The sequence below is a fragment of the Pseudomonas idahonensis genome (assembly GCF_037903935.1).
GTDB classification, from domain to species: Bacteria; Pseudomonadota; Gammaproteobacteria; order Pseudomonadales; family Pseudomonadaceae; genus Aquipseudomonas; species Aquipseudomonas danubii.
Window position 1 is genome coordinate 1,070,356 of the sequence record NZ_CP149586.1, and the last position, 18,514, is coordinate 1,088,869.

The following is an 18,514-nucleotide window of genomic DNA, read 5'->3' on the forward strand; positions in this document are numbered from 1 at the left end:
AGCAGGACTAAACGATGAGCCGTCAGTTTCATGCCCAGACCTATGTCTGGCTGCATGTGTTTTCCTGTGCCGCGCGGCACCTGTCCTTTACCCGTTGTGCTGAAGAACTGCACATCACGCCCGGCGCGGTCAGCCAGCAGATCCGTCAGTTGGAAGAGCGCCTGGGTCTGCGCCTGTTTCACCGTCGGCCCCGGGGTGTGGAACTGAGTGCCGAAGGCCAGCGCCTGGCGCTGACGGTGAGCGAGGCCTACGGCAGCATCGATGCGGAGCTGCGGCGCCTGGACGCGGGAATGATCAGTGGCACCCTGCGTCTGCGTTCGATCCCCTCGTTTCTCGGCAAGTGGCTGACCCCGCGCCTGCCGCGGCTGCAACAGCGTTATCCGGAGATCCAGCTGCGGCTGGTGGCCGAAGACAGCAGCGTGGCCTTGCACGAAGGCGACTTCGACCTGGCCATCGACCTGAACGACGGCAGCTACCCCGGCTTGCAGTCCACCGCGTTGCTGGACGAGCAGATCTTCCCGGTCTGCGCGCCGAGTCTGCTGCGGGGCCGTCCGCCGCTGCACGGGCCGGCGGACCTGGCGCATTTCCCCTTGCTGCACGACATCACCGCCTGGCGCGGCAGCTTTGAATACGCCGAATGGGAGTTCTACCTGAATGCCATCGGTTTCGAGGGCGCGGATGTGCGTCGTGGCCACACCTTCAACCGCAACCACCTGACCATCGAGGCGGCGATCGCCGGCATGGGCGTGGCGATTGCCCGGCGCACCCTGCTCAATGACGAACTGGAGCGCGGCACCCTGATCGTGCCTTTCGGCCTGGCGGTGCCCAATCACAAGCGTTATGTACTGCTCTATGCACCGGGCGCCCTGAGCCATCCGGGTGTGCGTGCGGTGCATGACTGGCTGGTGGAAGAAGCGGAGATCTTTCGCGGTCTGCACCCCCTGGGAGAGGGGCAATTGTGAGGGTTTGAGCGAGGGGGCCGAATCGAGCTAACTCCCGACCTTAACAGCGCCTTTGCAGTTTGTCCGGCTTTATTTGCGTATGAATATTTATCTTTTTTAAGGGGTTGAAATGTTCGCCGCCGTGCCTAATTGTGTAATCAAGAGGTCACGAAATGCAGGTCCAAACGTCCTGCCTTGACCCTCTTACGAGCAAGCTGAAATAAGGGAAGAACTATGCAAATCCAAGTCCATAGCGATAACCATATTCAAAGCAGCCTTCGGTTGGAGGAGTGGGTGCGCAGCACCGTTGAAAGCACGCTCGAACGCTACGAAGAAGACCTGACCCGGGTCGTGGTCCACCTGCGGGACGAGAACGGTGGCAAGTCAGGTCCGGACGATATGCGCTGCCAGCTGGAAGCCCGTCCGAAAGGTCACCAGCCGATTTCCGTGACCCATAAGGCCGACACCCTGGAACAGGCCATTGATGGGGCGACCATCAAGCTGGAAAGTGCCCTGGAGCACATGTTCGGTAAATTGCGCGGCAAACGTGCGGCGGCCGTGCCCAGCAGCGACGGCACCGAGGCGGATGCCCTGCTCGAAGAAGAATTCCTGGAAAACCAACAGGCCGCGCTCAATAGCTGACGGCTGAGTTTCTCCCCCAACCCACGGGCCTGCATTGCAGGCCCGTTTTGTTTTGTGGCGAGAAAAGTCAGAACGCCACTGACGTTTGTACATAGAGCGTGCGTGGTTCACCCACGTACTTGCCCTTGTTGTTGTCGTCGAAGGAGCGGGTGAAGTACTGGTGGTTGAAGATGTTCTTCACGCCCACCGCGACATTCAGGTCAGACAGCTGCGGGCCGAAGTCATAGCCGGCACGGGTGCTGAACAGCATGTAGCCGGGGATGCGGCCGTTGCTGCCGTCGGCACTTTCACGCGAGGTGTTGGCGTTGTCGGCGAACTGGCTGCTCTGGTAGCTGCTGTCGAGGTTGAGCTTCCACGGACCTTCGGTGTAGCTCACCCCCAGGGTGCCCTTGTGCTTGGAGGAGAAGGGCACGCGGTTGCCCTTGTTCGGACCGTCCTCACGAATCGTGGCATCGACGTAGGCATAGGTGGCGTAGACATTGAAACCGGCCAGCGCAGGATCGAGGCCGTCCAGGGCGTAGTTGATGCTGCTCTCGATGCCCTGGTGGCGGGTTTCGCCCCGGGCGATCACCGTGTCGTTGGTCTGGTTGCTGTCGTACTGATTGTCGAAGTTGATCAGGAAGGCGCCGATCTCCGCCCGCAGGTTGCCATCGTCATAGCGGGTGCCCAGTTCCCAGGTGCGGGCTTTTTCCGGTTTGACCTCGCCGCTGGCCACCCGGTTGGGCATCTGGCTGTATTGCACGCTGCCGAAGGAGCCTTCGGTATTGGCGTAGAGGTTCCAGCTCTCGTTGAGGTGATACAGCACATTCAGCGCCGGCAGCGCGGTGTTGTAGTCGCCCTGGTATTTGACGTGGGTGAGGTTGTTGCTCTGCTGTGACTCGATCATCTCGTAGCGGATGCCCGGGGTCAGGGTCCACTTGCCGATATCGATCCGGTCGTCGACGAAAAATGCGTGGGCCTCGGTGCCGCCGCGGGTATCCCGGTCGTTGCGACTGTTGCTGGTGGGCAGTTGCTGATTGGCGGTCAGCGGTGTGCGATAGCGCAGTTCATGCCCGGCTTCGTTGATGTAGCGGTAGCCGACGCCCACTTCATGGCTGCTGTCCCCCAGGTCGAAGCCCTGGGCGAAGCGGGTTTCCAGGCCGCGCACCCAGTACTCGCGGGGTGACAGGGAGAGGAAACTGCCCTGGTCCAGATAGCCGCTGCGCAGGGTCTTGGTGAAGAAGCTGTTGACGGTGAACTCCCGGCGATCTTCCTGATAGCGATAGCCGACATTGAACATCGTGCGCCGGCCCCAGAATTTGTCATAGGGACGGGTGGACTGATACGGATCGGCCTTGTAGTCCGCCACGTTCAGGCCGCCGGGCATGTCCGCTTCACCCTCGTAGTACTGGGCCATGGCATTGAAGCTGTTGGCCTCGTCGAGCTGGTACTTGCCCTTGAGAATCAGGTCGTCGATCTGCGTGTCGCTGTGTTCGCGCCAGTCGCCGCCGCGGGTGCCGGAGTACAGCAGGGCGCCACCCAGGCCATTGTCGGCCGTGCCGCCGGCCAGCAGGTTGGCGCTGGTCTTGAAACCGTCATGGCTGGAGGAGGGGCTGGTCTCGGTCTGAAAACCACCCTTGACCGTTGGCGCATCGGGAATCGCCCGGGTCACGAAGTTGACGATGCCGCCGACGTTCTGCGGGCCGTAGCGCACGGCACCGCCGCCACGCACCACGTCCACGGCATCCATGTTGCCCATGCTGATGGGGGCAAACGACAGTTGCGGCTGACCGTAGGGGGCGAACGGTACCGGGATGCCGTCCATCAGCACCGTGGAACGCGAGGCCAGACGCGGATTGAGGCCGCGAATGCCGAAGTTCAGGGCCATGTCGTGGCTGCCGGTGCCGTTGTTGTCCGGTGCATTGACCCCGGGAATCCGATTGAGCACATCCCGGGCCTGGGTCGCGCCCTGACGCTCGAACTCTTCCCGCCGAATCACGTCCCGGGCGCCGGGGTGCTCGAAGACATCGCTCTGCTGGGCATCGCCGAGCCAGTCACCGACCACGCTGGAGGTCTCCAGTTGCACTGACGCCGGGGCTGCCTCGGGGTTGGCCGGTTGCAGGCTGAAGGCATTCTGGCCCTCGGCCCGGGCTTGCAGGCCGGTGCCTTGCAGCAGGGCTTTGAGGCCCTGTTCCGGGCTGTAGTTACCTTCCAGGCCACGACTTTGCACGCCACGGGTGACCTCTGAGCCGAAGGAGATCAGCACCCCGGCTTCACGACCGAACTGGTTCAGCGCGCTTTCCAGGCTGGTCGGGGCAATGTGGTAAGGCTTGGTCTCGGTGGTGGCGGCCAGGACCTGGGGCAGGCTGGCCAGACTCAGGCTGGCGCCCAGCAACAGGTGACGCAGGGTACGGGCCAGGGGCGTGAGGCGGATGGGTTGCTCGGTCATGAACGGCGATCCTGAGAAGGGGGAATCAAGGTGGCTTTCCCTCTCTGTCACCCGAGCCGGGCAAAACGGCTCAACGGCCATGAAAAAATCTTCCTGAGCGAAAGAACCAGCGACGGATGGTGGTTCCCGACAATCAGGCCCGGGCCTCGACCGTGACCCAATAGCGGGTAAAGCGCCGCACCCTGACCGGCAGGCTGATGGCCAGCAGGTCGAGAATCCGCTCGCTGTCATCCAGGGGATAACTGCCTGAGATCAGCAGGTCCGCCACCTGGGCATCGCAGTTCAACTGGCCACGACGGTAGCGCCCCAACTCGTCGAGGAAATCCGCCAGGCGCATATGGGCCGCCACCAGCATGCCTTCGCTCCAGGCACCGCTGCCGGCATCCAGGGCCTGGGGCGACTGCCAGCTGCTGTGGGTGAAATCCAATTGTTGTCCGGCCGCTACCTGAGGCGGCATTGCGCTGTAGTGCGCCGGCGTCACGCTGACCGTTCCGGAAAACACCGCCAACTGACTGTGCTCCTTGAACTGGCGCAGGTTGATTCGTGCGGCAGCGGGGCGGACCTGCCCCTGGGAAGTCTGTACCACCAGCGGCCGGGCGTCCTGGCCGGCGCTGAGCATGATCTCGCCCTCCAGCAGGCGGATCAGTCGTTGCTGTCCATCGAAACGCACATCCACCGCGCTGCTGGTGTTGAGTTGCAACTGGCTGCCGTCGCTCAGTTGCAAGGTGCGCCGCTGGCCCAGGGAGCTGCGGTAGTCCGCCAACAGCGGCGGCAGGGGGTTGTGTTCCCGCAGGCCCCAGGCGGCGGCCGAGCCGGCACCGAGAATCAGCAACAGCTTCAGGGCCTGGCGCCGGCTGGCGGATTTCGGTGCATTCAAGGCCGCGTGGGCCAGGGGCGAGGACAAGCCGCGCAAGCGCTGATTGACCCGTTGGATATGCGCCCAGGCTCGCTGGTGTTCGCTATGGGCGTCGTGCCATTGCTGCCAGGCCGCTTGCTGGCGTGGGCTCAAGGGGCCGCCTTGCATTTCGATCAGCCAGTGCACGGCCTGTTCGGCCACGGCGTTGCTGAAGTCGGGCTGGCCATTGAGGTGTGGATTCATCGAGGGGCTCACAGGGCGAAATAACAACGCATGGCGGCTTTGTTCAGATGACGTTTGACTGTGGCGATGGAGATGTTCAATTGCTCGGCAATCTGGCCGTAGGTCAGGCCATCGAGCTGACACAGCAGAAAGGCCCGCTTGACCGGGCGTGGCAGGCCGTCGAGCAAGGCGTCCAGCTCCATCAGGGTCTGCAGGATGATGGCCCGCTCCTCCTCGGAGGGGGCCACCTGTTCCGGCATCTGCGCCAGGGTTTCCTGATAGGCCCGCTCCAGGTCCTGGCGTCGGTAGTGGTTGAACAGCACCCGTTTGGCGATGGTGGTGAGAAACGCCCGGGGCTCGATCAGGGTTAGTGTTTCCCGGGCGCTGAGCACACGAATAAAGGTGTCCTGGGCCAGGTCGGCGGCACTGTGGGGGCAGCCGAGCCGGCGCCGCAACCAAGTGTTCAGCCAGCTGTGATGGGCTTGGTAGAGGCCTTCGACGGTAGCGCAATGGGACAAGTCGGACGCTCCTGCACCCACAAGGTGCATAAGAGAACAAGAATTGTTCGCATTGTAGTGTTGCGACAGGGCATTCGGCAATCAGCCCGTACCGACAGAAATGGGCCGCGTTGTCGGTGTTTTTTTGCACATGAGAATATTTATCATTAGTATTGTGCGCCTGTTTCTCCCCGACGGCCTGCGCAGTGCCCCGGGCATCCCCTCGCTGCAAGGTTCAAACATGAAAAGCAAGGCCGGCGGAGTTCCCGCTTCCTATCGTCTGGCAGTGGTCTCGCGGGTCTGTGCCGCGGTCCTGGGTGGTTACCTGCTGGCGGCGCTGTCCAGCGTCTGCCTGACGCTGCTGCTGCCCATTCCCCGGGCCGACGCCGTGCTCAGCGGGATGATGGCCTCCTTTGTGTTCTATCTCTTGGCGGTGCTCTGGTGCTTCGCCTGTCGCACTGCCTGGCAGGCCTGGTTCGGCCTGTTGCTGCCAAGCCTGGTGCTGGCGCTGGTCGCCGGCAGCGCCTATTGGGTGGCCTTGCCATGAAGGAAGGTTTGCGTCAGTCCATGGCCTGGCTGCACACCTGGGCCGGGCTGGTGTTCGGCTGGTTGCTGTTCGCGATTTTCTTCACCGGAACCCTGTCCTACTTCAAGGAAGAAATTACCCACTGGATGCAGCCGGAGGCCCCGGTTCGGGCCGTGCATGCCGATATCAGCCTGGATTTGGCCCAGCGTTACCTGGAACAGCACGGCCAGGGCGCGCAGCGCTGGTTCATTACCCTGCCCGATGCGCGTCAGCCGCTGCTGTCGGTGGCCTGGCAGGCGCCGAGCGCCCCGGGCGAGCGCGGCGAGTTCACGGAAAAACTCCTGGACCCCAGCACCGGCAGCGAACTGCAGGTGCGCGATACCCGTGGCGGCGAGTTCTTCTACCGCTTCCACTTCCAGTTGCAAATGCCTTATCCCTGGGGCCGCTGGTTGTCGACCCTGGCCGCCATGGTGATGTTCGTGGCCCTGATCAGCGGCATCATCATCCACAAGAAAATCTTCAAGGACTTCTTCACCTTCCGGCCCCGCAAGGGCCAGCGCACCTGGCTCGACGGGCACAACGCGGTGGGTGTGCTGGTGCTGCCATTCCACCTGATGATCACCTACAGCAGCCTGGTGATCTTCATGTCCATGGTCATGCCGGCGAGCATCCTGGTGGCCTACAAGGGTGAGAGCAATGCGTTCTTCAAGGACTTGCGGCCGGCCAGCAACAGCATCCCGGCGGCTGGGCAGCCGGCAGCGCTGACGGCCCTGGACCCGCTGCTCAAGCAAGCCTTGGCACAGTGGCCGGGGGGCCATGCGCAGCGCCTGGTGGTCAACCACCCGGGGGATGTGAATGCGTCGGTGCACGTCATGCGCCACAGCGCCGACCGGGTGGCCCGGGATCTTGGCAGCAGCGTGTCGTTCAACGGGGTCACTGGCCAGCCGTTGGACGCCAGCCCCGAACAGTCCCTGCCCATGGCCATCGGCGGCAGTTTCTATGGCCTGCACATGGGCCTGTTCGCCGGTCCGGTGTTGCGCTGGCTGTACTTTATCTGCGGCCTGGCGAGCACCGCGATGATCGGCACCGGGCTGGTGATCTGGCTGGGCAAGCGCCAGCTCAAGCACGCCAAGAGCGGGGTCATGCCCTTCGAGCTGCGCCTGGTGGAAGTGCTGAACATTGCCAGCATGTCCGGGCTGGTGCTGGCGGTGGCCGGCTTCTTCTGGGCCAACCGGCTGTTGCCGGCAGCCTTCGCCGAGCGCGCCGACTGGGAGGTCAACAGCTTCTTCATCCTGTGGGGCCTGAGCCTGGTGCATGCCGTGGTCCGGCCCGGGCGGCGTGCCTGGGTCGAGCAATTGAGCCTCGCCGCCTTGTTGTTCTCCAGCATCCCCTTGCTGGACGCTGTGACCAGCCCGAGCCTGATGGACGGCTTCATGGTGCGTGGCGACTGGATGCTGGCGGGCTTCGACCTGGCCTGCCTGAGCAGTGGCCTGTTCCTGGCCTGGGCTGCGCGCAAGCTGCATCGCGGCCAGCAAGCACCGGCCCGGCAGCGGCCTCTGCCCCCTGACACCGAGGTGAACTGATGTTGCTGGCGCTGCTGTTGTGTTTTAGCGGATTCACCGGCCTGTGCCTGTCCCTGGACCGGCATCACGGCGAACTGCTGGGGCACAAGCCCACGACTCGGCGCCAACAGGGCCTGCGCCTGGGAGGCTGGTTGTTGCTGGGCCTGTCGCTGGCGGCGGCAGTGCAGGGCACCGGCTGGAGCCTGGGGCTGGTGCAGTGGTGCGCCGTGCTGATGTGCAGTGCCTTGCTGCTGGTGTTGCTGCTGCCCTATCGCCCGCGTCTGGTGCTGTCGATGGCGGGGGCCAGTCTGTTGGCCTGCCCCCTCGCGGCCCTGGCCCGGTTCTGAGGGAGCGGCCCGTGATGAGCGCCCTGCCACCGGAACCCAGCGACCTGGATCACCCCGATCTGCGGGGCAGTCGTGCGCATTTTCTGCAGGTGTTCCTGTCCCAGCGTTCGCAGATGGAAGCCTTGGTCAGCCGCCGGGTCGGCTGCCGGGCCACCGCCGCGGACCTGGTGCAGGACCTGTTCCTGCGCTTCTGGCGCCGGCCCCTGGTGCAGGTCGAAGAGCTCAGCACCTACCTGCTGCGCTGCGCCGGCAACATTGCCATCGATCACTTGCGCAGCGAAGGCGCGCGGGTGCGGGTCAGTGAAGGCTGGCTACCGGAACAGCAGGACAACCAGGGCAGCGAGCCCCAGGCCGCCCTGGAAGCCGGCAATGACTTGCGACACGTGGAGGCCGCCCTGCGCAGCCTGCCGCAGCGAACCCGGCAGATCTTCCTGCTCAACCGTATCCACGGGCGCAAGTACGCCGAGATCGCCAAGGTCATGGGCCTGTCCCAAAGCGCCGTGGAAAAACACATGATGCGCGCCCTCGAAGCCTGCAAGGCCAGCCTGCGGGAACCTGCGCCCCCGCGCACGCCAAGGAATGCACCGTGAATCAGCGCTCCCGTGTCATCCCGACGCCGGCCCAGGAACAGGCCGCCCTGGCCTGGCTGAGCCTGCTCCACGATCAGCCCAGCAGTGGCGACCAGGCCACCTTCAGCCAATGGCTGCAGGCCGATCCGGCCCACGTCGAAGCCTATGCCCAGGCCCAGGTGCTGTGGGAGTTGAGTGAACAGCCGGCGCGGACCCTGGCGGATGAAGACGCCTTGGCCCTGCAGGGCCTGCTGCGTGCCATGGACGGAGCCCGTGCTCGGGCCCGACGGCGCTGGTCGGCAGGGTTGGCCATGGCCGCCAGTGTGCTGCTGGTGATCGCCCTGGGCGCCGGCTGGCAACCGGGCCGTTGGCTCGATGACCTGGGCGCCGATTACGTTTCCGCGCCGGGTCAGGTACGCACGGTGATTCTTGCCGACCAGAGTCAGGTCACCCTGGACGCCGACAGCGCCATTGCCGTGGACTTCCGCCACGGCGAACGGCATGTGCAGTTGCGTCGTGGCGCTGGTTTCTTCAGCGTCAGCCACACGGGCGCGCCCTTTGTGGTGGCGGCCGGGGAGGGCGAAGCGCGGGTCCTGGGCACCCAGTTCGAAGTGCGTCTGCAAGCCGACGGTGCCCAGGTCACGGTGCTGTCCGGGCGTGTCGCGGTCACCGCCGCCAAAGGCGCGGCGCAGCAGGTGCTCGGTGCCGGCCAGCAGGTGGCGTACGGTCATGGCCAGGCGACCCCGTTGCAGGGTGTCGACAGCGAAGCGCAACTGGCCTGGCGCCAGGGTTGGCTGAACTACTACCACGCGCCCCTGGCCGAGGTGGTGCAGGACCTGCGGCGCTATTTCCCCGGACGCATCCTGCTGCTCAATGACCAACTGGCAGCGCGCCGGGTCAGTGGCAGTTTCTCCAGCAAGGACCCTCAGGCGGTCCTCGATTCCCTGCAGGCGGCCTTAGGGTTCGAACAGCACCAAGTCCTCGGCAGGTTCATAGTCCTGCGCTGAAAGGCCCGTCCCAGAGCTCCCGAACATTCATCGATATCACACCTTTCTGTCACCAAACCGTTATATCAGGCGCGGATGATCTGCGGATTCCTGAGCACATGGTCAGGATCGGCGAGGGTTGTGATTCAGCTCTCACAAGGGAGGGAAGGCTGAAGCGGGAGCAAGACGATGCGCAGCTGGGATGTCGCAAAAAAGAAGAAGGCCCACATCGAAATCATTCCGATGATCGATGTGATGATGTTTCTCCTGGTGTTCTTCGTACTGATCAGTCTCAACGTGATTCCCGCCGTGGGAATCAAGACGCAGTTGCCGGTGGCCAGTACCGCGCAACAATTGAAGCCGCAAAACAAGGCGGTGATTACCCTGGGTCTGCAAGAGCGCCTGCAACTCGACGGTCAGGACCTGGATGAAGGGGCGCTGTTGGCACAACTTAAAGTGCTGAACAACGGCAGCGAAAAGTTGGTGATCATTATCAACAGCGATCAGGGCGTGGAAGTTAAACGCCTGGTTTCGGTGATGGACTTGCTCAAGGGCAATGGCTTCTCTTCCGTCTCCATCGCTACGCGCAAGTCCTGACGCCATGTTCGGTTTATATAGAACTCGCAAGTGGCTGGCGTGCCTGCTGCCGGCCGGCCTGTTGTTGCTGGTGATCTATGCCAGTCAGTTGCAACAGTTGCAGATCAAGCCGGTGTACGACGAAAGCACGGTGGAAATTGCCCTGGTGGATGCGGCGGAACTGGTGGCCGCGGCAGAGCCACCACCGCCTGAGCCCGAGCCGCTGCCGATCGAGCCCGAGCCACCGCTGGTGGTGCCCGAGGAAGAGCCGCTGGTGATCGAGCCGCCCAAGCCCAAGCCGGTGGTCAAGCCCAAGCCCCCAGCGCCCAAGCCGTTGCTGGCCAAGCCGCAGCCACCCAAGCCGGCTCCGGCTCAGGTGGCCAGGAGTGCCCCCGCGCCGCAGCCGGCGGTGGTTGCAGCACCGCAACCGGTGGTGGCGCCAGCGGCTCCCGCACCGGCTCCGGCCCCCGCACCTGCGGCGCCCGCCAGTGCAATCAAGGAAAGCCTGTACACCGCCGCTTTGCGCAAGGAACTGGAAAAGCACAAGCAATACCCCAGCGGCCGCGAGGCCTCGCTGCAACGTCCCCAGGGCGATGTGGTGATCTGGCTGGAAGTCGATCGGGCCGGCAACGTGCTCGACAGTGGCATCGAAAACAAGGCGCCGAACATGTTGCTCAATCGCGCGGCGCAAACCAGTTTGCGCCGCGTGGAGAAAGTTTCACCGTTTCCCTCGGACGCGTTCTCCGGCAAGAACAAGCAACGTTTTACCGCGACCTTTAGTTACAACGTGGAATAAACCCATCACCTATTAACGAAAGTTGTAAGCAAGGGATTGACCCGTGAAGATCAATAAACTTTATGCCCTGCTTCTGGCATCGGGCCTGGGCAGTTTTGCGCCATTGGTTTTGGCCGACGATACAGTTGACGTCGGTTCGGTGAACGTTGCCGGTAAACAGACCCTGGGCAACGGCCACATGATCAAGGAAGAAAGCGCCAAGGGACGTTCCACCGTGACCAAGGAGGCCATGGACCAGATGGCCCCCACTGCCAACGCCGTGGACAAGCTCAAGTACACCCCGGGGATCAACGTTTCCAGCACCGACGCCACCGGCCTGAGCGGCACCAACTTCACCATGCGCGGGATGAACTCCGACCAGGTCGGGCTTTCTGCCGATGGTTTCCCGATCAACGATTCGGGGGACTACAGCATCTACCCGAACCTGATGGGCGACCCGGAGAACTTCAGCGAAGTCTTCGTCACCCAGGGCTCGTCCGAAGCCGACGGCCCGCACATCGGCTCCAGCGGCGGCAACATCGGCCTGGTGACCGTGCGCCCGACCAAGGACTTCGGCGTGTTCGCCAAGCAGTCCATCGGCTCGAACAACGTGCGCAAGAGCTTCGCCCGTCTCAACACCGGTGACCTGGGCGGTTTCAAGACCTGGGTCTCGGCGTCCCACACCGAGGGCGACAAGTGGCGCGGCAAGGGCACCCTGCGGGCTGACAAGGTCGAGTGGAACACCCTGTTCGAAGACGGCAACGGCAACTCCACCAACGCCATCGTCAAGTACAACCAGCAGGAAAACTACAACTACAACAGCCTGAGCAAGGCCCAGTTCCAGAACCAGGGCCGGCGCCTGGACTACTCGGAAAGCACCGTGTTCAAGAACGGCAGCGTGTCCCAGTCCTACAAGCTCAACCGCAACCCTTTTGAAAGCCTGACCGCCTCGGTGACCCAGCGCTTCCAGCTGCGCGACGACCTGAGCCTGACCTTGAACCCCTACTACGTGTGGTCCAACGGCGGCAGCTTCAGCGGCCAGACCGCCACCAGCTTGTCCGCCAGCTCGAACAAGGCCGGCAACTACGACCTGAGCGGCTTGCCTGCCGGCACCTACTACCGGCCGTCGTGGACTGAAACCTGGCGCCCCGGGATGACCACCAAGCTCAAGTGGGATCTCAACGAAGAGCACAGCCTGGACGTCGGCTACTGGTACGAGCGCGCCCGCCAGCGCCAGACCCAGCCCTTCATCGGGATCAAGGGCAATGGCGCTCCGGAAAATGTCTGGGGCGACTACAACGGTTCCGACCAACTGGTGGACCGCAACGGCGCCACGGTCCAGGGCCGTCACCAATACACCGTGACCCCGGCGCAGAAACTCTGGGTGCAGGACACCTGGCAGGCGACCCCGGACCTGACCCTGACCGGAGCCCTGGCCTACCAGTACGTGGAACGTGACGGCAACAACCTCGGCAGCCTCACCGACAAGCCGGAAAAACGCGACGCCAGGTACCACGAGTTCCTGCCCAGCTTCAACGCCAAGTACCAGATCGACCCGAACAACCAGGCCTTCTACAACGTCACCCGCAACATGCGCACGCCGCCCAACTACGTGCTCTACAACAAGGGCGATTCCATCAGCCTGAAACCCGAGCTGAGCTGGAACCAGGAACTGGGCTGGCGCTACAGCGAAGACAACATGGCCCTGAGCGCGACCCTGTTCTACATCAGCTTCAAGGACCGGCAGATCTCCACCACCGACGTCAACGGCGACTATGTGGTGGCCAACGTCGGTGAAGTGAAGAACCGCGGCCTAGAGCTGGAGTGGAGCGGCAAGTTGCCCCACGACTTCAACTACTACGCCTCGTACACCTACACCCAGTCCGAGCAGATGGACGACCTGAGCAACAAGAACGTGCTGCTGCCCACCTCCGGCAAGCAACTGGCCAACGTGCCGGAAAACATGTTCAACCTGAGCCTGGGCTACGACGACTCGCGCTACTACGGCAACGTCGTCGGCAAGTACGTCGGCGCCTTCTACGGCGACCTGACCAACGACGAGAAGATCGCCGGCCGCACCGTGGTGGATCTCAATGCCGGTATCCACTTGCCGGTGGATAAGAAAGTGCTGAAGTCCGCGACCCTGCGCTTCTCCATGCTCAACGTGTTCGACAAGGAATACCTGGCCTCGACCCGCACCGTGTCGTTCAACACCCAGCGCACCAATGGCCTGGCACCGAGCACCGCCTATTACAACGTCGGTGAGGAACGCACCGCGATGGTCTCCCTGGAAGCCGGGTTCTGATGGCCTTCGGGCCCAAGAGGAAATGACGATGGACATGAATCTGCTGCACGACATCACCTTCTACACCATGTACGGCGCCGCCGCGATTGCCGCCTTTATCGCCGTGGAGCGCGGCATCTACTTCAGCTTCAGCCTGCGCCAGGCGAAGAAACTGGAGGCCGTGCTCAACCCGAAAATGCACAGCGTCGACGACCTGCCCGCCGAGCTGCGCCAGCGCAACAGCCTGCCCCTGGAGATGGTCGCCGAGCTGTTCGCCCACAAGCAGGGGTTGGCCAGCCACAAGGACCTGGAAGACCTCAGCGAGTCGATCTACATCGCCACCCGCAGCAAGCTGATGCATGGCTTGTGGCTGCTGGAAACCGTGGTCACCGCCGCGCCCTTGCTGGGCCTCTTGGGCACCATCCTGGGGATCATCGACACCTTCAAGGCCCTGGCCGAGACCGGCGTCAGCGACCCCGGTGAAGTGTCCAAGGGCATCGGCACCGCGCTCTACGCCACGGCCCTGGGTATCGCCATCGCCCTGGGCAGCATGATTTTCCACAACCACTTCCAGGACCGGGTCGAGCGCATCACCGACCACCTGAAGATCCTGTTGCTGCGCGCCGGCATGGGCACCGCCCTGAAGGCCCCCGCACCCACGGTCCAGGGCAATCTGCAACCGGCCTGATGACCTGACGTGACCTGTAGCCGCTGCCGTAGGCTCGGGCCGCGTTCGGACGATCGACGGCGAGCGCTGTTCCCCAGCGCTCGTCTCTGTCCGATCCAGGCCTGTGTCAGCGGCCTTTTTTTTGCTGATCTGCCAAGGATTTCTTTCATGTCCCGTCTTCGTCCCATGCCCCGGGTGCTGGGTGCACTGACCCTGGCCCTGGTTACTCTGGCCGGTTGCAGCTCGCTGCCGCGCGAGCCGCAACCGGTGGCGGTGAACATCGTCGCCATCAACGACTTGCACGGCTATTTGCAGGCCAACCCCTTCAGCTACAAGGACCCCCAGGCCCCCGGCGGGGTGCGCAAGCTTGCGGCCGGCGGTATCGCCACCCTGGGCGGCATGCTCAGCCAGCTGCGCCAGCAGGACCCGCAACTGCTGTTCATCGGCGCCGGCGATCTGGTGGGCGGGAGCCCGCCGCTGTCGGCCATGTGGGCCGACGAGCCGACCCTGGAAGCCCTGCGCCACATGGACATGAAACTCAGCGCCATCGGCAACCACGAACTGGACAACGGCAAGGCCGAGTTCCTGCGCCAGCTCAATGGCGGCTGCCAGTCATCGCGGCCGGACAAGGCCTGCCAGTTCCGCCCGAACTACCCCGGCAGCGGTTTCCCCTACCTGGCGGCCAACCTGCTGGACAGCGACACCGGCCAGCCGCTGTTGCCGGCCTACCGCATCGAAGAGGTGCGCGGGGTCAAGGTGGCCTTCGTCGGCGCAGTGCTGCGGGACGTGGCTTCGGTGGTCAGCGCCAAGGGCATGCGCGGTTTGCAGGTGGCCGATGAAGCCCAATCCATTAACCAGTTGATTCCCGAACTCAACGCCAAGGGGGTCAACGCCATCGTCGCCGTGGTGCACCAGGGTGGCGCGACCCCGGAACCTTTCGATAAGCAGGACTGCTCGCAGTTGAGTGGCGATATAGTCGACGTGGCCAAGCGCCTGGACCCGGCGGTGGACGTGTTGATCAGCGCTCACTCGCACCAGGGCTACCTGTGCAAGGTCGGGCCATTGCTGGTGACCCAGGGCAATGCCTACGGCCATCTGTTGACCCACCTGACCCTGCAAGTGACCCCGGGCCAGCACCGGGTGACAAGCATCCAGGCCCTTAACCTGCTGGCCGATCCGGCCCGTTATCCACAGGACCAGGGCTTGGCGAAGCTGCAACAGGAGGTCGAGGCCCGCAGCAATCAGGTGCTGCTCCAGCCGGTAGGGGCGATTGCCGCCTCGCCGATTGCCCGGCGCGCTGACAACGCCGGGGAAATGCCCATCGGCGACCTGATCGCCGATGCCCATCTGGCGGGTGGCCGGGCCAACGGTGCGCAAATCGCCTTCATGAACACCGGCGGCATTCGCAGCGACCTGGCCCTGGAACCGGGGCAGCCCCAGGTGAACTATGGGCAACTGGCGACCCTGCAGCCGTTCAACAACAACCTGATCGCCTTCGACCTCACGGGGCGGCAGATCGAACAGGTGCTCAACCAGCAATGGAAGGGCGCGGACGATGCCAACATCCTGCAAGTGTCCCAGGGCTTCAGTTATCGCTGGGACGCCCAGCGCCCGCTGGACAGCCGCGTAGTGCCCGGCAGCCTGCGCCTCAACGGCAAGCCGCTGCAGGCCGATGGCAACTACCGACTGGTGATGAATGGCTTCCTGGCCGATGGCGGCGACCGCTTCAGCCTGTTCAAGAGCGGCCGCAACCGCAGCGACCTCGGCCTCAGCGATCTGGACGCGATGCTGCAGTACCTCAAGGCCATGGACCAGCAGGGCCAGCCGGTGGGTTCCAGCACCAGCGCCGGGCGCATCCAGCGCCTCAACTGACACCAGAATCGCCCCGATCCTTGTAGCCGCTGCCGAGCCTGCGAGGCTGCGAAAAGGTCCGCAGGACCTTGCTTGGCAATCTCCCGCCAAGCCAGCAGCGGCCTCAAGACCGCCGCGCCCACTTCGTCGGAGTGCCGCCCTGCTCGTTCGCAGCCTGCGCCAGCGGCTACAAGGAATGCATCGGGCGGGGGGGCGTTTTCGCCATCGTGAAAATATTTTCAAAAAACAGGTGAGGTCTTTGCGTTCGAGCCACGTGTAGTGCTTGAAAGTGCGACTAATTCGCATTCATGGCTTTTTTACACGCGAGTCTCAAGCATGAAGTCCAGGGCACATTCGGCGGCAAACGCTTCGGTCAAACGGTGGTTCGGCGCTTCGGCGCTGGTGGTGTCGGGGTTGGCGTGGCTGCCCCTGAGCGTGGCGCAGGCGGCCGAGGCCGGCAGTGCGCAACACGGCGCGCTGTTCAACTTTGCCATCGTGGCCAAGCCGCTGCCCCAGGCCCTGAGCGATTTCACCCGGGTCACCGGGATCAGCGTGGTCTACACCGACGAAGCGCCTTATGCGTTCAAGGCACCGGCTCTGAGCGGCCCGTTCAGCGCCGAACAGGCCCTGCAGCGTCTGCTGGGCGGTTCCGGCTTCACCTACCGGCGCAGCGACGCGCACACCCTGGTCCTGGAACCCTTGCCCAGCAGTGGCGCACTGAACCTGGGGGCCACCAGCATCACCACCCCGGGCCTCGACGACAGCACCAGCTACCAGCCGCCGGCCACCACTTCGGTGGCCCGTTCCCAGGCGCTGAACCAGGAAATCCCGCAGATCATCAACGTAGTGCCGGCCCAGGTGCTGCGGGACCAGACCCCGCGCAATCTGGACGATGCCCTGAAGAACGTCAGCGGCATCACCCAGACCAACACCCTGGGCGGCACCCAGGATGCGGCGCTGTTGCGCGGCTTCGGTGACAACCGCAACGGCTCGATCATGCGCGACAGCATGCCAGTGGTGCAGGGCCGGGCGCTGAATGCCACGGCGGAGCGGGTGGAAGTGCTCAAGGGCCCGTCGTCTCTGCTGTACGGCATCCAGGACCCGGGCGGGGTCATCAACATTGTCAGCAAGAAGCCTGAATTGCAGCAGTCCACGGCCCTGACCGTGCGTGGCTCGACCTACGGCTCGGGCAAGAACGGCAGCGGCGGCAGCCTCGACACCACGGGGCCGCTGGGTGATTCCGGGCTGGCCTACCGCTTGATCGTCGACCATGAAGACGAAGACTACTGGCGCAACTTCGGCACCCATCGCGAATCCCTGGTGGCGCCGTCCCTGGCCTGGTACGGCGAGCGCACCAAGGTGTTGCTGGCCTATGAGCACCGCGAGTTCCTGACCCCCTTCGACCGTGGCACCGCCATCGATCCTAAGACCAATCACCCGCTGGACATCCCGGCCACCCGACGCCTGGACGAGCCGTTCAACAATATGGAAGGGCGCTCGGACCTGTATCGCTTTGAAGTCGACCACGAGCTCAGCGACGACTGGAAGGCCCACTTCGGCTACAGCTGGAACCGTGAGACCTACGACGCCAGCCAGGTGCGCCTGACCGCGGTAAATGCCAACGGCACCCTGACCCGGGCCATGGACGGCACCCAGGACGCCCTGACCACCGACCGCTACGCCACCGTTAGCCTGGAAGGCCAGGTGCAACTGGGCGGCATGCGCCACGATCTGGTGTTTGGCCTGGATGATGAGTACCGCAAGATCTACCGCGCCGATCTGATCCGGCAGAAAAGCCGGACCACCTTCAACTACCTGAGCCCGGTCTACGGCCGGGAAGTGGCCGGAACCACAGTCAGCGCCAACGACAGTGCGCAGACCGACCTGTTGCGCAGCGACTCGCTGTTTTTCCAGGACGCCATCCACCTTACCGACCAGTGGATTCTGGTGGGCGGCGGACGTTTCCAGGAATACGACCAGTTCGCCGGCAAGGGCCGGCCGTTCCGGGTCAACACCAACAGCAACGGGCAGAAGTTCGTGCCGCGGGCCGGGCTGGTGTATCGCTACACCGACCAGTTGTCGCTCTACGGCAGCTACACCGAGTCGTTCAAGCCGAACTCCAGCATCGCCGATCTGGCCGGTGGCAGCGCGGTGCTCGACGGCTCCATCGCCCCGGAAGAAGCCAAGTCCTGGGAGCTGGGGGCCAAGCTCGACATTCCCGGGCGCGTCACCGCCAGCGCGGCGCTGTTCGATATCACCAAGCGCAATGTGCTGGTGACCACCGCCACCGCTACCGAGACGGTCACCAGCGTCGCCGGCGAAGTGCACTCCCAGGGCCTGGAACTGGACCTGACCGGGCAGCTCACCGATCAGTGGAGCCTGATCGGCAGCTACGCCTACACCGACACCGAGGTGACCAAGGACACCCAGTACAAGGGCAAGCAACTGCAGAACGTGGCCAAGAACACCGGCTCGCTGTCGGCGGTCTACGACTTCGGCAGCCTGATCGGTGGCGACCGCCTGCGCGTCGGCGCCGGGGCCCGTTATGTCGGCGAGCGCGCCGGGGATGCGCCCAACAGCTTCGACCTGCCGGGCTACACCGTGGCCGATGCCTTTGCCACCTACGACACCCGGGTCGAAGGGCAGAAGGTCAAGTTCCAGCTCAACGTGAAGAACCTGTTCGACAAGACTTACTACACCTCGTCGGCCAGCAAGTTCTTCGTGTCCATGGGGGATGCCCGCCAGGTGTCGCTGTCCAGCACCCTGGAGTTCTGATGAGCACCCT

Annotated in this window: 16 protein-coding genes; 13 read left to right on the top strand and 3 right to left on the bottom strand. The window is 63.9% G+C overall.

The features are described from left to right. The first annotated feature begins 14 nt into the window (after positions 1-14). Positions 15-962 carry a LysR substrate-binding domain-containing protein gene (locus WIN67_RS04850; protein ID WP_102861207.1) on the top strand — a complete coding sequence of 316 codons (948 nt, stop codon included), beginning with the start codon at positions 15-17 and terminating at the stop codon, positions 960-962. 213 nt (positions 963-1,175) lie between these two features. Further along, entirely contained in the window at positions 1,176-1,583 is a 408-nt protein-coding gene (locus tag WIN67_RS04855; protein ID WP_102861208.1) for an HPF/RaiA family ribosome-associated protein, read from the top strand. A gap of 67 nt (positions 1,584-1,650) precedes the next feature. Here WIN67_RS04855 and fecA read toward each other — a convergent pair whose 3' ends face one another. The 3 genes from fecA to WIN67_RS04870 all read right to left on the bottom strand — a co-directional run bounded on the left by fecA (position 1,651) and on the right by WIN67_RS04870 (position 5,607). Then, on the bottom strand, positions 1,651-4,011 hold the full coding sequence (fecA, locus tag WIN67_RS04860) for a TonB-dependent Fe(3+) dicitrate receptor FecA (protein WP_102878415.1): 2,361 nt from the start codon (positions 4,009-4,011) through the stop codon (positions 1,651-1,653). A gap of 133 nt (positions 4,012-4,144) precedes the next feature. Then, entirely contained in the window at positions 4,145-5,110 is a 966-nt protein-coding gene (locus WIN67_RS04865) for a FecR family protein (protein ID WP_339070700.1), read from the bottom strand. Between the two features lie 8 nt (positions 5,111-5,118). After that, positions 5,119-5,607 (bottom strand): sigma-70 family RNA polymerase sigma factor, encoded by a 489-nt coding sequence (locus WIN67_RS04870; protein ID WP_339070701.1) that lies wholly within the window; start codon positions 5,605-5,607, stop codon positions 5,119-5,121. 220 nt (positions 5,608-5,827) lie between these two features. Here WIN67_RS04870 and WIN67_RS04875 point away from each other — a divergent pair, with 220 nt between their 5' ends. From WIN67_RS04875 to WIN67_RS04925, 11 genes are all read left to right on the top strand, one after another. Continuing rightward, entirely contained in the window at positions 5,828-6,133 is a 306-nt protein-coding gene (locus tag WIN67_RS04875; protein ID WP_102861711.1) for a DUF3649 domain-containing protein, read from the top strand. Then, positions 6,130-7,695 carry a PepSY-associated TM helix domain-containing protein gene (locus WIN67_RS04880; protein ID WP_339070702.1) on the top strand — a complete coding sequence of 522 codons (1,566 nt, stop codon included), beginning with the start codon at positions 6,130-6,132 and terminating at the stop codon, positions 7,693-7,695. Before WIN67_RS04875 ends, WIN67_RS04880 begins: the two co-directional genes overlap by 4 nt. Further along, positions 7,695-8,021 carry a DUF3325 domain-containing protein gene (locus tag WIN67_RS04885; RefSeq protein ID WP_102878419.1) on the top strand — a complete coding sequence of 109 codons (327 nt, stop codon included), beginning with the start codon at positions 7,695-7,697 and terminating at the stop codon, positions 8,019-8,021. Before WIN67_RS04880 ends, WIN67_RS04885 begins: the two co-directional genes overlap by 1 nt. A 14-nt stretch (positions 8,022-8,035) precedes the next feature. After that, positions 8,036-8,611, top strand: a complete 576-nt coding sequence (locus tag WIN67_RS04890; protein WP_102878420.1) for an RNA polymerase sigma factor — start codon at positions 8,036-8,038, stop codon at positions 8,609-8,611. Next, a complete protein-coding gene (locus WIN67_RS04895) occupies positions 8,608-9,597 on the top strand; it encodes a FecR family protein (RefSeq protein ID WP_123393713.1) in 990 nt (329 codons plus the stop codon). The genes WIN67_RS04890 and WIN67_RS04895 overlap by 4 nt, the downstream gene beginning before the upstream one ends. A 168-nt stretch (positions 9,598-9,765) precedes the next feature. Then, entirely contained in the window at positions 9,766-10,173 is a 408-nt protein-coding gene (locus WIN67_RS04900; protein ID WP_060837609.1) for an ExbD/TolR family protein, read from the top strand. A gap of 4 nt (positions 10,174-10,177) precedes the next feature. Then, positions 10,178-10,948: an energy transducer TonB family protein gene (locus tag WIN67_RS04905; RefSeq protein WP_102878423.1), complete on the top strand. Its 771-nt coding sequence runs from the start codon at positions 10,178-10,180 to the stop codon at positions 10,946-10,948. A 43-nt stretch (positions 10,949-10,991) separates the two neighbouring features. Next, positions 10,992-13,232 (top strand): TonB-dependent receptor family protein, encoded by a 2,241-nt coding sequence (locus tag WIN67_RS04910; RefSeq protein ID WP_213664759.1) that lies wholly within the window; start codon positions 10,992-10,994, stop codon positions 13,230-13,232. Positions 13,233-13,260: 28 nt separating this feature from the next. Then, entirely contained in the window at positions 13,261-13,899 is a 639-nt protein-coding gene (locus tag WIN67_RS04915; protein WP_102878425.1) for a MotA/TolQ/ExbB proton channel family protein, read from the top strand. Positions 13,900-14,046: 147 nt separating this feature from the next. Further along, entirely contained in the window at positions 14,047-15,750 is a 1,704-nt protein-coding gene (locus WIN67_RS04920; RefSeq protein WP_339070703.1) for a bifunctional metallophosphatase/5'-nucleotidase, read from the top strand. A 315-nt stretch (positions 15,751-16,065) separates the two neighbouring features. Beyond that, positions 16,066-18,504, top strand: a complete 2,439-nt coding sequence (locus tag WIN67_RS04925; protein WP_339070704.1) for a TonB-dependent receptor — start codon at positions 16,066-16,068, stop codon at positions 18,502-18,504. The last annotated feature ends 10 nt before the right edge of the window (positions 18,505-18,514 follow it).